This is a genomic window from Nocardioides daedukensis, assembly GCF_013408415.1.
Lineage (GTDB): Bacteria > Actinomycetota > Actinomycetes > Propionibacteriales > Nocardioidaceae > Nocardioides > Nocardioides daedukensis.
Window position 1 is genome coordinate 224,202 of record NZ_JACCAA010000001.1, and the last position, 15,262, is coordinate 239,463.

The 15,262-nt window shown below is 70.1% G+C and carries 13 protein-coding genes; 5 read left to right on the forward strand and 8 right to left on the reverse strand.

Annotation, left to right across the window (positions count from 1 at the left end):
• Positions 1–52: 52 nt before the first annotated feature.
• The 5 genes from BJ980_RS01165 to BJ980_RS01185 are packed head-to-tail and all read right to left on the reverse strand — an operon-like array spanning position 53 to position 5,193.
• Entirely contained in the window at positions 53–1,138 is a 1,086-nt protein-coding gene (locus BJ980_RS01165) for a phosphotransferase family protein (protein WP_218855376.1), read from the reverse strand.
• On the reverse strand, positions 1,138–2,223 hold the full coding sequence (locus BJ980_RS01170; RefSeq protein ID WP_179500611.1) for a TIGR03857 family LLM class F420-dependent oxidoreductase: 1,086 nt from the start codon (positions 2,221–2,223) through the stop codon (positions 1,138–1,140). Before BJ980_RS01170 ends, BJ980_RS01165 begins: the two co-directional genes overlap by 1 nt.
• Positions 2,220–3,236 carry an alpha/beta hydrolase gene (locus BJ980_RS01175; protein ID WP_218855377.1) on the reverse strand — a complete coding sequence of 339 codons (1,017 nt, stop codon included), beginning with the start codon at positions 3,234–3,236 and terminating at the stop codon, positions 2,220–2,222. Before BJ980_RS01175 ends, BJ980_RS01170 begins: the two co-directional genes overlap by 4 nt.
• The gene (locus tag BJ980_RS01180; RefSeq protein ID WP_218855378.1) at positions 3,233–3,871 is read right to left on the reverse strand and encodes a TetR family transcriptional regulator; all 639 of its coding nucleotides are present in this window, start codon (positions 3,869–3,871) and stop codon (positions 3,233–3,235) included. Before BJ980_RS01180 ends, BJ980_RS01175 begins: the two co-directional genes overlap by 4 nt.
• Positions 3,868–5,193 (reverse strand): flavin-containing monooxygenase, encoded by a 1,326-nt coding sequence (locus BJ980_RS01185; protein WP_179500612.1) that lies wholly within the window; start codon positions 5,191–5,193, stop codon positions 3,868–3,870. Before BJ980_RS01185 ends, BJ980_RS01180 begins: the two co-directional genes overlap by 4 nt.
• Positions 5,194–5,288: 95 nt before the next feature.
• Here BJ980_RS01185 and BJ980_RS01190 point away from each other — a divergent pair, with 95 nt between their 5' ends.
• From BJ980_RS01190 to BJ980_RS01200, 3 genes are read left to right on the forward strand one after another with little or no spacing between them, the layout of a single operon-like run.
• Positions 5,289–6,065: an SDR family NAD(P)-dependent oxidoreductase gene (locus tag BJ980_RS01190; protein WP_179500613.1), complete on the forward strand. Its 777-nt coding sequence runs from the start codon at positions 5,289–5,291 to the stop codon at positions 6,063–6,065.
• Entirely contained in the window at positions 6,062–6,970 is a 909-nt protein-coding gene (locus tag BJ980_RS01195) for an SDR family NAD(P)-dependent oxidoreductase (RefSeq protein WP_179500614.1), read from the forward strand. Before BJ980_RS01190 ends, BJ980_RS01195 begins: the two co-directional genes overlap by 4 nt.
• Positions 6,970–7,956, forward strand: a complete 987-nt coding sequence (locus tag BJ980_RS01200) for an LLM class flavin-dependent oxidoreductase (RefSeq protein ID WP_179500615.1) — start codon at positions 6,970–6,972, stop codon at positions 7,954–7,956. The genes BJ980_RS01195 and BJ980_RS01200 overlap by 1 nt, the downstream gene beginning before the upstream one ends.
• On the opposite strand, the gene cydD is transcribed toward BJ980_RS01200, so the two are convergent.
• From cydD to BJ980_RS01215, 3 genes are read right to left on the reverse strand one after another with little or no spacing between them, the layout of a single operon-like run.
• Positions 7,925–11,413, reverse strand: coding sequence for a thiol reductant ABC exporter subunit CydD (cydD, locus tag BJ980_RS01205; RefSeq protein WP_179500616.1), 3,489 nt, complete (start codon positions 11,411–11,413; stop codon positions 7,925–7,927). The genes BJ980_RS01200 and cydD overlap by 32 nt on opposite strands.
• 14 nt (positions 11,414–11,427) lie before the next feature.
• Positions 11,428–12,429 carry a cytochrome d ubiquinol oxidase subunit II gene (gene cydB / locus BJ980_RS01210; RefSeq protein ID WP_179500617.1) on the reverse strand — a complete coding sequence of 334 codons (1,002 nt, stop codon included), beginning with the start codon at positions 12,427–12,429 and terminating at the stop codon, positions 11,428–11,430.
• A gap of 10 nt (positions 12,430–12,439) precedes the next feature.
• A complete protein-coding gene (locus BJ980_RS01215) occupies positions 12,440–13,894 on the reverse strand; it encodes a cytochrome ubiquinol oxidase subunit I (RefSeq protein WP_179500618.1) in 1,455 nt (484 codons plus the stop codon).
• A gap of 97 nt (positions 13,895–13,991) precedes the next feature.
• On the opposite strand from BJ980_RS01215, the gene BJ980_RS01220 reads away from it, so the two are divergent.
• Both BJ980_RS01220 and BJ980_RS01225 read left to right on the forward strand, forming a co-directional pair.
• Complete coding sequence (locus tag BJ980_RS01220; protein ID WP_179500619.1) at positions 13,992–14,390, forward strand: BlaI/MecI/CopY family transcriptional regulator; 399 nt, start codon at positions 13,992–13,994, stop codon at positions 14,388–14,390.
• Entirely contained in the window at positions 14,387–15,250 is an 864-nt protein-coding gene (locus BJ980_RS01225; protein WP_179500620.1) for a M56 family metallopeptidase, read from the forward strand. Before BJ980_RS01220 ends, BJ980_RS01225 begins: the two co-directional genes overlap by 4 nt.
• Positions 15,251–15,262 lie beyond the last annotated feature (12 nt).

A 15,262-nucleotide genomic window follows, 5' to 3' on the forward strand; every position in this document is an offset into this window, starting at 1 on the left:
GTGACCGAGACCTGCCCGGGCTTGCGCAGCCGGGCAGGTCGAAGCGTCGACCTCAGCCGACGAGTTCCAGCGTGCCGAGCTCCCTGATCGCAGCACAGGACCGCTCGGCCATCGCGGCGAACATCTGGTCGCCGCGCTCGGTACGGGTGCCGTAGGCGCAGCCGAACACGGTCACCAGCGGACCCTGCACCATCGCGAACCGGTAGTCGTCCCAGGCCTCGGCGAGCGTGTAGCCGTCCACCCCGAGCCGGACCAGGGCGGCGTGCCAGGCCTCGACGATCCCTCGCTCATGGGTACGTCGATCCGCGGGCGCAAGGCCGGTGCCGAGCAGATAGGCCAGGTCGCGGGCGGGCAACCCGATGCTCAAGGTCTGCCAGTCGACGGCCACCACCTCCTCGTCGACGGTGGAGAACATCAGGTTGTCCAGTCGGTAGTCACCGTGGACCAGCGCGAACCTCTCGGTGCGGGCCTTCAACCAGGGCCCGAACAGCGAGGGCAACTCGGTGAGCGTGCTCCGGGCCTCCGCGCTCAGCAGGTGGCCGACCTGGTCCAGGAATGCAGACACGGTCGGGCCGGCCAGCTCGGTGAGTAGGGCGGTGTCGTCCTCGCCTGCCGGGTTGATCCACCCCAGCTCGAGCAGCGCCGGGTCGCACCAGCGCGGCGCGTGCAGCCCGGCGAGATTGACCGCAGCTGCGCGGGCCTGCCCCGGCGTGCACCCCGCGACCTGATCGCCCTGCTCGGCCCGAACGGCCTCCTCGAGCAGGATCACCACGTGGCCGTCGTCGTCGACCTCGGTGGCCAGGCGGCAGTCGGGGATCCGGATCGACAGGCCCTCGGCGAGCTCGGCGTAGAAGCGGCTCTCGGTGCGGTAGGCGCCGGCGAGCATGGCCCGGGCGGTGGCATCGGCTGCGCCGAGCTTGGCGATCATCCGCTCCGTGCCTGCCTCGCCGTGGAGAGTCAGCCGGTGGCAGCTGCCGATCTGCCCGGAGCCGACCTGTGCGGCCACGACCCGGTCGATGCGGCGGCCCAGTGCGGTGCTGAGCCACTCGGCGGTGAGCTCCTCAACAGAGGCGACTGGGTCAGCGCTGACAGGAACCGTGGTGACAGCAGCAGGGGAGGGGCGCATCAGTTCATCCATCAGTTCATCCATCCGGGGTTCGCTGGGAGCTCATCGAGGTCTGTCGGCCTGGCCGCCGCCCACGAGGTGAGCACGTCGGCGACCTCATCAGGCTGGACGCCATGCAGGATCACGCTGTCGGCACCAGCCGTGAACTGGTCCGCGATCCGCCCGGCGCATTGATCCGCGCCACCGGTTGCCGAGGCGGCCAACCACGCGGCCGGAAGGAGGCGCTCGCGCAGTTCGAGGAGCTGCTCGGTGGTGCCCACCGCATCGATCGCCCCGGTGATGCCCTGGACCAGCGGGTCCTCGCGAAAGCGCTGCAGCACCGCGGGGTCCCAGCCGTTGGCCCGAACCAGCACGTCGCCGTATCCCTGCAGATAGGTGGCCAGTCGGCCGACCAGCTTGACCAGTCGCGCGTCCTCGCTGATCTGGTCGGGAACCGTGGCGAGAACGGACCAGATCCGCACCGAGCCTGGGTCCCGACCGGCCTGCTCGGCAGCACGGCGTACGACGGCGACCGCGCGGGCGAGGGTCTCGTCGGTGAAGAAGGTGTGCAGTACGACGCCGTCCGCGATCCGCCCGGCCAGCTCGAGGGAGCGGTCCCCGATCGCCATCATCAGGATCGGGATGCGCTCGTTCTGGGTGGAGTCCTGCTGCAGCCACGGGAACTGGCCGGCGGGACCGTCGTGGCCGGCCACTGCCTCGCCCTGCCAGAGGCGGCGATAGATGCCCATCACGTCCTCGAGCTGGGCACCGGTGACGCGGGGGAGTCCCATCACGTCGAAGAGCATGTCGAAGCCGCGGCCCAGACCGAGGGCATAGCGCCCGTGCGAGAGCCGGTGCATCGTGGTCGCCATCGTCGCGGTCACCAGCGGATGCCGGGTGTTGTGGTTGGTGGCGGCGGTGCCGATCCCGATCGAGGTGGTGGATGCAGCGACCGCACCGGCGAGCACCCCGGCGTCCTTGGTGGTGAACCGCTCGGAGAGGAACATCGCCCCGAACCCCAGCTCCTCGGCGCGCCGCGCCTCGTCCAGGACCAGGTCGGGCGCCGCGGCGTGACCGGCGAGGCCGTAACAGCCGAGCTCGGGGAAGCGGACGGTCACTGCGGTGCCTGCGTGCGCTCGGGAGCGAGGTGCCGGGACAGGAAGGTGACTGCGTGCCGCACGGCGGACTCGTGCCAGGGCTTGCCGGGGAAGAGGTCGAAGTGCTCGCCGGGGTAGTGCCGGACCTCGGCTCCCGCCTTGAACGCCGCCTTGGCTGCGGCGTGGGGTGGGGCGGAGCTGTCGAAGTCGGCGATCTGGACCAGGGTCGGGCAGCGCACCTCCGCAGCAGCCTTGGCCGCTCTGCGAGACCCCAGCTCTAGGGTTACGTCGGCGGCGATCTCATTGCGCCAGGTCGGCCCGGCGATCGAGTGGTAGTCCTCCCACGCGCCGGGCAGGGTGAGGGCGCCGGGCTCACCGGGACGACCGACCAGCGGCATCATCATCGGCGCCCGCCCGAGGCGGGTGCTGGCCCGTCCGCGGATGCCACGTCCGGTGGCGCGGAGCAGGTCGGTCGGTCGGTGCGAGCCCCACGCGTGACGCGCGGCGGCCAGTCCGTCGACCATCGGCACGACCGCCACGACGGCGGCCACATCGTCCCGGCCGGCTGCGGCGGTGAGCACGTGGCCACCGGCCAGCGACACGCCCCACAGCACCAGCCGCGTGGGGTCGACTCCCGGCAGCTGTGCTGCCGCGGCCATCGCTGCGAGATAGTCGTCGACCTGCCCGGCCAGCGAGACCACCTGTCGCGGTGATCCTCCACTGGTGCCGAAGCCGCGGTAGTCGAAGACGAAGGCGTCCGCGCCGGCCGCGGCGAAGGCCTCGGCGAACGGGAGCAGCCCGGAGTCGCGAGTGCCTCCCAAGCCGTGCGCCAGGACGACGACCGGCCGGCCGCGTGGCCCGGTGAGCGCATCACTTGTCGCGGGCAGGTGCCATGCCTCGCACCGGGTGCCCCGGGCGTCGAACGACACCGTGGCCGGAGTCGGGTGGTCGACGGCAGGGCCAGCGCCAGAGTCGGGGCCAGAGTCAGGGCCGGTCCCGATCGAGTTGGCGTTGTCGGAGGTCTGGGTGCTCAACGTGTGCTCCTCGAGGAAGGGGTGGGGTCGGTGCCGTAGACGCTGCGGAGCCAGATGGAGGCCAGGGCAGCCACTTGGTGTTTTCGGGGTCGGGTGCTGCCCAGCGCATAGCGCTCGACCGCGCGGTCGTTGAGCTCGAGCAGCATGCTCGCCAGGGCCCGGGCGTCCGCTCCGGCTGGGGCGTTGCCGGCGCGGCGTTCCGCGGTGATCATCCGGGCGACTTGGCGGGCGTAGTCGTCGCGGCCCTCCTCCCAGACCGTGCGCAGGTCCGGGTCGGCGGCACGCGCCTCGAGGGCGGCCCGGAAGGCATAACCGTGTCGGTCGATGGAGTCGAACAGGACGGTGATCATCGAGGTGATCCGCTGTGAGGGAGGGGTCTGGGCGTCGAGCAGCAGCTCGGTCGCGCTGGACGCGTCGTCGTACAATGGCTCGACCAGGGCGGCGACCGCCATCGGCAGGTTGGGGAAGTAGAAGTAGAACGCCGAGCGGGTTACGCCCGCCCGGCGGGCGACGTCGGCGATGGTGATCGAGGCGAGTCCCTCCCCGGCGAGCAGGAGCCCGTCGAGTGCGGCCAGGAGCGCGGCTCGACGCTCGTCACCCCGGTTGGGGGTACGCCGGTCGAACCCGGTGCTCACGAGGCCCGGACCCGTCCCGCCGGCAGCTCGCGAGTGCGGAGGTCGTGCTCGTAGAGGAAGTAGTCGACCTGTTGCGTGTGCCGGGCGCTGTTCTGCATGTGACCGATGTATTTCTGCTCGTCCGCGGTGATGGTCTGTTCCATCTCGGCGGGATCGGGCAGCTCGTAGGCACCGACGAGGTGTGCGGCCAGGAGGCGGGTCTGCGCCTCGACGAAGGGAAACAGGGTCGGGGTCGACTGGGCGAAGCCGATGAAGGCGAGGTCCGGGATCCCGGGGCGGAACATCCGCTTGTAGAGCCGGAGCTGGTTGTCCGGGGCGCTGAGGAAGTCGGGGTCGAAGAACGGGAAGGTGATGTTGTAGCCGGTCGCATAGATGATCACATCGATCTCTCGCGTCGTGCCGTCGACGAAGTGGACGGTGTGACCGTCGAAGCGAGCGATGTCGGGCTTGGGCACCACGTCCCCGGAGCCCAGGCGCAGCGGCAGCTCGACCGACTGGGTGGGGTGGGCCTCGAAGAACTTGTGGTTGGGCGTGGGCAGCCCGTAGTCCTCGGGTCGTCCCGCGGTCATCGGCTGCATCACCTGGACGAACTTGCGTTGCCAGGCCACTGGGATGTGCGGCGAGGTCCGATAGAACTTGTCGGCTGGCTTGCCGGCGAAATATTTCGGCACGATCCAGGCGCCCGACCTGGTGGAGAGGGTGACCTCGTTCTCCAGGGCCCGACTGGAGAGCTCGACGGTGATGTCGGCCGCGCTGTTGCCCAAGCCGACGACCAGGATCCGTTTGCCGGTGAGCTCGAGTGGCGTGCGCGGATCGACGTAGTGGTGGGAGTGGAAGCTCTCGCCGGCGAACTCCCCGGGGAAGTCGGGGAGGCGAGGGTCCCAGTGGTGCCCGTTGGCCACCACCAGGAAGTCCACGTGCCGGGTGCTGCCGTCCTGCAGGTTCAGCTCCCAGCCGGCGCCGTCGAGGTGGCGGGCCTGCTCGACCCCGTTGCGGAACTCGATCGACTCCTCGAGGTCGAAGGCGGCCGCATAGGAGTCCAGGTAGGCCTTGATTTCGGAGTGGTGCGGGAAGTCCGGATAGCTGTCCGGCATCGGGAAGTCGCGGAAGGACAACTGGTGCTTGGAGGTGTCGATGTGCAGCGAGCGATAGGCGCTGCTGTGCCCGTTCGGGTTGCCGAAGGCCCAGTTGCCGCCGATCCGGTCCGAGGACTCGAAACAGGTGTAGGGCACCCCGTAGTCGCCGAGCATCTTGGAGGCGGTGAGACCGCTGATGCCGGCACCGATGATCGCTGTGCTCGGACGGTCGTGAGTGCGCGGCATCGGGAACCTCGGAATCGCAGATGGGGTGACAGGCGTCACACTATGGGCGTAATTTGACGCGCGTCAACAATTTTCGACGAGTGTCAGGAGTCCGGATGGACCAGCAGGTCACCCGACAGGTCACTGTGGTCATCGGCGCCGCATCGGGCATCGGTCGCGCCACCGCGACAACACTGGCCGCAAGCGGTCACACCGTCGTGGCGGTGGACCGCGACCGAGAGGCAGTCGACGAGGCCGCCGGTGCGCTCGATGTGATGAGCCAGGTCGCAGACGTCACCGACGAGGCGTCGGTGGCCGCGATGTTCGACGCCGTGGTGCAACGCTTCGGTGCCCCGACCGGGGTGGTGAACTGCGCCGGCGTGAGCACCCTGGCACCGCTCGTGGAGCACGACGTCGCCGAGTTCCGTCGGGTCGTCGATGTCTGCCTCAGTGGCGCGATGGTCGTGCTCAAGCACGCCGGCAGGTCGGTCGAGGACGGGGCCTCCCTGGTCAACGTGGCCTCGCTGAACGCCAGGCGGCCCGGCACCGGGATGGCTGCCTACTGCGCAGCCAAGGCGGGACTGCTGATGCTGACCCAGGTGGCGGCGCTCGAGCTGGCACCTCGCCGGATCAGGGTCAATGCGGTGTCGCCAGGCCTGGTCGTCACGCCCCTGACCGCACCGGCGATGGACCTTCCGGGGATCCCCGAGGCCTACCTCGAGAACACTCCGCTTGGCCGAAACGGCACGCCGGGCGAGGTCGCGGCCACGATCCGGTTCCTGCTGTCCGGCGACTCCGCCTGGATCACCGGTGAGGACATCCAGCTCGACGGGGGCTCGCACCTGATGCGCTATCCGGACCTGCACGGCCTCGTGATGGCGGCGTTGGCGTGAGCGGCCGCGCCGGGGGTACGTCGTACCCCGAGCGTTCTGCCGGGAAATCCGTCGGGCGCTCCGCTGGTCACCTCGCCGATCGATTCACTGGCCGCAGCGCGCTCGTCACCGGAGCCGGCTCCGGCATCGGGGCCGCACTGGCCCGCGCGCTGGCGGCCGCGGGAGCGGAGGTCACCTGCGCAGACATCGACCTGGCCGCTGCCGTCGCGGTCGCGGAGCCGCTGGGGGCGCACGCGGTGCACCTCGACGTCACCGACGCCGCCGCCGTCCAGGCCGCAGTTGACGAGATCGTCGAGCGGCACGGACGGCTCGACCTGCTCTTCAACAACGCCGGGATCACCCTCGGCGGTGAGACCGAACAGCTGACGCTCCAGCAGTGGAACGACATCATCGACGTCAACCTGCGGGGCGTCGTACACGGTGTGGTCGCGGCCTATCCGCAGATGATTGCCCAGGGCTCGGGCCACATCATCAACACCGCGTCGATGGGAGGCCTGATGGCGGCCGGGTTGCTGACCAGCTATGTCACGACCAAGCACGCGGTGGTGGGGCTGTCGCTCGCGTTGCGCACCGAGGCCGCGGCCAAGGGAGTCGGCGTCACCGTGGTCTGCCCCTCGGCCGTCGACACCCCGATCCTCGACAAGGGCGAGGTCGGCCGGTTCAACGGCCGCGACTACTACCTCAAGGGGCAAGGCATTCGACAGCCACTGCCGCCCGAGGTGCTGGCCGGGGAGGTGCTGGAGGCGGTCGCCGCCAACCGGGCGATGCTGGTGACGCCACGGGTGTCTCGGATTGCCTGGCGGATCGGCCGACTCGCGCCACGCTTCGTCCAATGGTCGGCGATCAGGTTCGTGGCCAAGCAACGTCGCCTCCAGGCCCGACGCGCCGCCACCGGCGGTGCCTGATGGCGCGGACCCACTTCGTGGTGCGCTACGACTTCCGGATGACCGGCACCGACCGGTCCCAGCGCCAGGAGCTCTACGCCCGCGCCCTCGAGCAGGCGGCATACGCAGACCAGCGCGGCCACGACGCACTGGTCCTCTCCGAGCACCACGGTGCCGAGGACGGCTACCTGCCGAGCCCGGTGCCGGTCGCTGCGGCGATGGCGGCAGTGACCAGCCGGATCCGGATCAGCATCGCGGCACTTCTGGTCAACCTCCATGAACCGCTCCGGCTGGCCGAGGACCTGGCCGTGCTCGACCACCTCAGCGGCGGACGGGTCAGCCACACCATCGGCCTGGGCTACCGGCGTGAGGAATATGCCCTGTTCGGTCGGCCGTGGAGCACCCGTGGCGCCGACCTCGAAGCACGGATCCGGGTGCTCCTGGACGCGTGGAGCGGTGAGGAGTTCAGCCACGAGGGACGCCGGGTGCGGGTGAGCCCCACGCCGTTCACGCAACCCCACCCGATCCTGTTCCTCGGCGGAGGCAGCCTTGCCGCGGCACACCGTGCGGCGCGACTGGGCCTGCACTTCCAACCGCAGCGTCATGACCGCGACCTGCGCGCGGCCTACCAGGACGAGTGCCGGGCCCAGGGCCGGGAGCCGGGGCTGGTGGTGATGCCGGGCCGTGGGCCGGCCACGATCTTCTGCGCCGAGGACCCGGACGAGTTCTGGGCACGGCACGGCGAGCACTTGCTGGCAGACGCCGCGGCCTACCGAGCGTGGCAGGGCGCTGTTCCGTCGGCAGTGGCGGACGGCTCCACGACCGTTGACGAGATGCGGGCTGCCGGCGTCTATGCGGTGTTCACGCCGGACGACCTGGAGGCCCGCTGCCGTAGTGGCGAGATCGCCGTGGTGACCAGTCATCCGGGCTGTGGCGGGCTTCCGGCCGAACCGTCCTGGGAGAGCCTGCGGTTGGTCAGCGACGTGCTGGAGCGACTGCGGAGCTGAGCACCTTCGGCCGTGCGGGGTCCAGGTCGAGCACCTCGTCCATCGCCTCGAGACCGACGTGGTCATGGGTGATCCAGACAACGGTGCGACCCGAGCTCGCGGCCAGCAGGTCGCGGGCGACCCCGCGCGCGGTGGCGGTGTCGAGATGGGCGGTGGGCTCGTCGAGCACGAGCACCTCGCGGGCGGCCAGGATGGCACGGGCCAGACCGATCCTGGCCCGCTCACCGCCCGAGACGTCGACGCCGCCGTCACCGATCCGGGTGTCGGCGCCGTGGGGCAACGCGTCGATCCAGTCACCCAGGTGTGCCCCGCGCAGGGCCAGCTCGACGGCGAGATCATCGGCCTCGGGCGCGGCCAACCGCACGTTCTCGGTCACCGTCGATCCGAAGAGATGCGGGTCGTCGGTGAGCAGCCCGACCACACGACGTACGTCGTCCGCGGCGAGCTCGCCGACCGGTGTGCCGTTGACGGTGTGGGTGCCCTCGGTGAGGTCGAGGAAGCGCGTGATCGTCAGTGCCAGGCTCGACTTCCCGGACCCGGAGGGGCCGGTGATACCGATGTGGCGCCCGGGCGTCAGGTCCAGGTCGATGCCGTGGAATGCGGGCTCGCCGGGAGTCCACTCGGCACCCGCTCCGGTGAGCTGGATCGTGTGCGGAGCCCGGGGGAGCGGTGCCGGATGGCTCGGGTCGGTGACCGCGGGCTCGGTGCCCAACAGGTCGGCCAGCCTGCGCTCGGCGGCACGAGTCCGCACCCGCAGTGCGCCCGCGTCGGCCAGCGGCGCGGTCACCTCGGCGAGGGCGAGGGGGAGCAGCATCAGCAGCGCGAGCATCGGGCCGGAGACGCTGCCCTCGTCGAGGCCAGGGGCGCCCAGGGCGGCGATCGCCAGGACGCCGAGTCCCGCGAGCAGGGTGGCGAGACCACGACCGATCGCGGTGGCCGTGCCCGACGCGGTGCTGGCGCGGGCCAGGTTGCTTCCGGACGCGTCCACGTCGTCGAGGGCACGGCCATCCGCCTGCCACAGGACGAGCTGGCGGGCGTCGGTGACCAGCGAGGTCGTACGCCGTCCCAGCTCGCCGCGGGCGGCCACGAACCGGGCCTCGTTGCGGCGCGCGCCGAGCCAGCCGGTGAAGCCGGCGAGCAGGCCTCCAGCCAGGCAGACCACGAGCACCACCGGAGCGGTCGTTGGCAGGACCAGCCATGCGGTGAGCACGGCGAGGACGGTGACGCCGAGCCAGGTGGCGACCGGGAGCCGCACCCGCAGCCGGTCGTCGAGCTCGGCGTCGACGTCGTCGACGATCCCGGTCAGCAGGTCGCCGTGGCGGCCGAGTCGGGCGGGGACGAGCGGGATCAGGCGGGCGAAGACGTCCGCGCGCCGCTCGGCCAGGACGCTCAGTGCGACGTCGTGACCGAGCAGCCGCTCGACGTAGTGCAGGGCCGGGCGGGCCAGTCCGAAGGTCCGGACCCCGACGATCGCGACGGTCAGCATCAGCACCGGAGGCTGCTCGGCCGCGCGGGCGATCAGCCAGCCGGCGGTCGCGGTCAGCGCGACGCCGGAGATCGAGGCGAGCGAGCCCAGGACGACGGCAAGAGCCCACCGCCAGCGAGGCGGTCGCGCAGGTGATGTCGGTGCGACCTCGCCGCGAACACTCGCCGAGTCGGCAGTTGTTGACGCGAGCTCCCGCACCGAGTCGGCAGTTGTTGACGCCAGCACATGCGCCGAGTCGGCAGTTGTTGACGCCGGCACTCGCCGACCCGGCAGTTGTTGACGCCCCTGGGCGTCAACAACTGCCGACTCGGCGGAGGCGGAGAGGTCGATGACGGTGTCGGCGGCGTCGACGACGGCCTGTCGGTGCGCCACCACGATCACGGTGCTGGTCTCGGCGAGCAGGCGCATCACGTCGATCATGATCCGCTCGGAGTCGGCATCGAGGTGCGCTGTCGGCTCGTCGAGCAGCACGTAGGGGCGCTCGGCCAGGACCACGCGAGCGAGGGCGAGGCGGGCCCGCTGACCCGCAGAGAGTCCGAGGCCATCCTCGCCGAGCGGCGTCTCGATCCCGTGGGGGAGGTCCGCGACGTGGCTGGCCAGGTCGACTGCGGCGAGCGCGGCCCACACCTCGGCATCGTCGGCTCCGGGTCGACCGATCCGCACGTTGGCCGCGATCGTGTCGGGGACCAACCACGGGCGCTGGGGCAGGTGCGCGACCGCCTTGCGCCACGACGTACGGTCGATGTCTGCGTGATCGCGATTGCCGACGGCGACCAGGCCCGAGGCCCGCGGGAGCTCGCCCAGAAGCACCTGCAGCAGCGTGCTCTTGCCGCACCCGGACGGGCCGACGATCGCCGTGATGCCACCCGCAGGAATGCGTGCGGACAGGGCCTCGACGACTGGATCGCGGTCTGGCCAGGCCACGGAGAGGTCGATCAGGTTGATCGGCCGGGCGACATTCTCGGGACCACAAGAAGTGCCGGTTCGACCATCCAGAACTGCAGGTTCGCGACGCAAGAACTGCTGGTTCGTCAGCTCGTGGATGGCTTCGAAGGTGGCGGTGCCCTCGGCGGCGGAGTGGAACTCGGCGCCGACCCGGCGCAGCGGCCAGTAGGCCTCGGGAGCCAGCAGCAGCACGGTCAACGCCACCTGGAACTCGATGCCGCCGGAGGCGAGTCGCAGCCCGACCACGACGGCGACCAACGCCACCGAGATCGTGGCGATCAGCTCGAGTGCGGCAGAGGAGGCGAAGGCCAGCTTGAGGGTCTCGCCGGTGCGCTTGCGATAGGTCTCGGTGACGGTGCGGATCTTCGGCACCTGGGCCTCGGCCCGGCGGTGGGCCACCAGTGTCGGCAGGCCGCGCACCACGTCGAGGAAGTGGCCGGCCAGGTCGCCCAACGCGCGCCACTGCCGATCGGCGGACTCCTTGGTGGTCAACCCGATCAAGATCGCGAAGACCGGGACCAGGGGGATCGTGGCCACGACGATCATCGCGCTCCAGCCGTCCTGGGTCGCGATGGCGCCAATCGTCAACAGGGGCAGGGCTCCGGCGAGTACCAGCGCCGGCAGGTAGCGGGTCAGGTAGGGCTCGACGGCACCCACACCACGGGTCGCCAGGGTGGAGAGCTGGCCGGTTTGCCGCGAGCCCAGCGCGCCGGCGTCCTGGTCGAGCACCGCGCGGAGCACGATCCGGCGCAGGCGTACGCCGACCTGCCCCGCCGCGCGTGCCGCTGCCGAGTCGACCAACCAGCCGATGAGTGCGCGCAGCACGGTGATGCCGGCCAGCCACCCGGCCGCCGCATGCCACGACGTACCGGCCGGGTCCTCGAGCAGGCGCACGACCAGGGCCGCGACGGCGAAGGCCTGCCCGACCACGAGTCCGCCCGCGACCAGGTTGCCGGCGACGACGACCGCCAGCGGGCCGCGGGCAACGGCCAGGTGGGGCAGGACCCGTGGGTCGAGTGGCTTCACGGTTGCTCAGTCCTTCAGTGGGTGGCCGGGATGTGGTGGGTGCCGATCCGTTTGCGGAACACCCAATAGCTCCACGCCTGGTACATCAGCACGATCGGCGTGAACGCGATCGCCACCCACGACATCACCTTCAACGTGTACGCCGTGGCCGCGGCGTTGGTGGTGGTCAGCGAGTTGGCCACGTCCGTCGAGGACGGCATCACGTCGGGGAACAGGGCCAGGAAGAGGCCCGAGACGGCGAGGGCGATCGTCCCGAAGGTGCCGGTGAAGGCCCAGCCCTCGCGGCCCTTGGCAGCAGCGAAGAGACCCGCGAGCAACACCACCGCGGCCAGGACGAACGCGATCGCCGAGCGGGCGTTCCCGGTGTCGGCCTGGGTCCAGACCATGAACACCACGGCCAGCACAGCAGCGACGAGGCCCAGCTTGATCGCCAGCGCCCGGGCCCGGTGCCGGATGTCACCGACCGTCTTCAGCGCGATGAACATCGCTCCGTGGGTCAGGAACAGGCTCAGGGTGACCATGCCGCCGAGCAGCCCATAGGGGTTCAGCAGCGTGAAGACGGTGCCGGTGAACTCGAAGTCGGCGTCGATCGGCACGCCGCGCACGATGTTCGCGAAGGCGACGCCCCACAGGAACGCCGGGATCACGGAGCCGAAGATGATCGCCCGGTCCCAGTTCGCCTGCCACTTGGCCTCGGGCCGCTTGTGCCGATACTCGAAGGCGAGGCCGCGCAGGATCAGTGCGACCAGGATCAGCAGCAGTGGCAGGTAGAACCCGCTGAAGAGCGTGGCGTACCACTCCGGGAACGCCGCGAAGGTGGCACCGCCGGCGACCAGCACCCAGACCTCGTTGCCGTCCCAGACCGGGCCGATGGTGTTGATCATCACCCGGCGCTCGGTGTCGTTGCGGGCCAGGAACGGGAGCAGCGTGCCGACGCCGAAGTCGAAGCCCTCGAGTGCGAAGTAGCCGACCCAGAGGAAGGCGATGATGATGAACCAGAGTGTCGTCAGTTCCATGTCGTCCTCCTCAGTAGGCGAAGTTCATCGGGGCGTCGTCGTCGGCGTCGTCGCCGCGCAGCGTCGGGTCCGGTGGCTCCACGAAGTCGTCGGCGCCCTTCTTGATGTAGTGGGTGAGCAGCCCGAACTCGATCACCGCGAGCACGGCGTACAGCCCGGTCAGGGTGAGCAGTGAGATCCAGGCCTCGGTGGTGCTCACGCCGGGGGAGACGGCGTTGTCGACTGTCATCAGCCCGTAGACCACCCACGGTTGGCGGCCCATCTCGGTGAAGATCCAGCCGAACGAGTTGCCGAACACGGCCAGGAACGGGATGGCCAGGGCCATCACCGACCACCACTTCGCGGTCGGGCGGCGGCCCTTGCGGGTGCCCCACAGGAGCAGTGCCGCGCCGGCGGCAGCGGCCATCCCGAGTCCGATCATGAAGCGGAAGGACCAATAGGTCACCGGGATGATCGGGACGTAGTCCTCGGGGTGGTAGTAGGTCGCGCCCGGGTCGGTGCCGTAGGTCTCGGCGTACTTCTCACGCAGCGGGTTGATCCCCTCGACCTTGCCGTCGAAGGTGCCGGTGCCCAGGAAGGAGAGCAGGCACGGCACGGTCACCGCGAACTTCTCCTCCTTGCCGTCGGGAGTGCCCAGGGTGAACACCGAGAACGGCGCGCAGGAGTCGGAGGTCTCGTAGAGCCCCTCGGCCGCGGCCATCTTCATCGGCTGCACCTCGGTCATGACCTTGCCCTGCAGGTCTCCGGTGATCGCGACACCGAGGCCGCCGATCAGGGTCACCCAGGCAGCGACGCGGACGGCGGTGAGATACATCGGCCGGTCCTCGTCACGAGTCCTCCGGCGCAGGTAGAGCCAGGCCGCGATGCCCAGCACGAAGGCGCCTCCGGTCAGGTAGCACGCGGTGACCACGTGCGGGAAGGCGACCAGCTGCACCTTGTTGAACATCACCGCCCAGAAGTCGGTCAGCTCGGCACGGCCGGTGACCTCGTTGTAGGTGTGGCCGACCGGGTGCTGCATCCAGGAGTTGGCAGCGAGGATGAAGTAGGAGGAGAGCAGGGTGCCGATGTGGACCAGCCACATGCAGCTCGCGTGCAGCATCCGGGGCAGCTTGTCCCACCCGAAGATCCACAGGCCAAGGAACGTGGACTCGAGGAAGAACGCGAGCAGTCCCTCGATGGCCAGCGGGGCGCCGAAGACGTCGCCGACGAAGCGCGAGTAGTCCGACCAGTTCATCCCGAACTGGAATTCCTGGACGATGCCGGTCACCAGGCCGATCGCGAAGTTGATCAGGAAGAGCTTGCCGAAGAACTTCGTCAGCCGCAGCCAGTGCTCGTTCTGGGTGCGCACCCAGCAGGTCTCGAAGAGGGCGATGATGAAGGAGAGCCCGATCGTGATCGGGACGAAGAGGAAGTGGTAGACGGTGATGATCCCGAACTGCCACCGAGCGATGTCGACAACTTCCATGCAGGACTCCGATCCTCGTACCCGGGGGCAACTACGACGCACTGTAGTAATTACGACAGACTGTAGTACGACGAAATCCGTAGGTACAATCGGACCCATGCCTCGGATTCCGCGCCCCTCGCCCCGCTTGGGGGACCTCGAACGTGCCGTCATGGACGTGCTCTGGACCGCTCCTGAAGGAGAAGAACAGTGGTGGACGGTGCGCGACGTGCACGCGAACCTGGCCGAGGACCGCGACATCGCCTACACGACGGTGATGACGGTGCTGGATCGGCTGGCCAAGAAGTCGGTGGTCCTGCAGCACAAGGAGGGCCGGGCCTACCGCTATCGCGCCGCCGCCTCCCAGGGGGCGATGACCGCCGAGCTGATCCGCGACAGTCTCTCCGAGCTCAAGCAGGGCACCCGCGAGTCGGCACTCGTCGCCTTCGTCGAGGAGGCCAGTGAGGACGACATCGCAGCCCTCAAACAGGCCCTGGCAGACCTGACCGACCGATGACACCCCTCGTCCTGGGCTGCCTCGCCGTACTGCTGGCCGGGCCGGTCCCGAGCCTGATGAGCCGCTGGCCCGCCCTGCGCCGTACGCCGGTGGCAGCCATGCTGCTGTGGCAGAGCGTGGCGATGGCAGCAGTGCTCTCGGCGATTGGCGCCGGCCTTTCGCTGACCACCGCCAAGGCGTGGCGCAACAACGGCACGATCCTCGAGTACGCCGTCGCCACGATCGCCCTGGGCCTGACCCTGCTGGTCGTGGGTCGGCTGTTGCTCAGCGGGCACCGGGTGGGAACGAACCTGCGCGCGCTGCGTCGTCGCCACCGGGCCCAGCTCGACCTGCTCGCACGCACCGAGCGCGGGGCCCGGGTCGTCGAGCACGACGTCCCCGTCGCCTACTGCCTGCCCGGTGTGGCCGGGTCGCGGGTCGTCGTCTCCGCGGGTGCGCTGGAGCGGTTGCGCAGTGATGAGGTGGACGCGGTCCTGGCCCACGAACGGGCGCACCTCAAGGCACGCCACGACCTAGTCCTGGAGGGATTCAGCGTGCTGCACCGGGCGTTTCCGCACTGGGTCTCCAGCGAGGCGGCGCTTATCGAGGTGCAGTTGCTGGCGGAGGTCCTGGCCGACCGAGCCGCCGTACGCCGTACCGGTCGGCTCCCACTGGCCCGGGCCCTGGTGGCGCTGGCCGAGGGCCGGGCGCCGCTGGCGGCGATGGGTGCCGCCGGACCGGCCCTGGCCGATCGGGTCCGCCTCCTCGGCGACGTCGAACCGCACCGGGGCCAGTCGGCACTCGTCGTACTCCTCGCTCTTGGCGTGCTCGCCGTGCCGACCACGTTCGTGGTCGTGCCCTGGCTCCAGTCACTCACCTGACCTGGCCGCCCA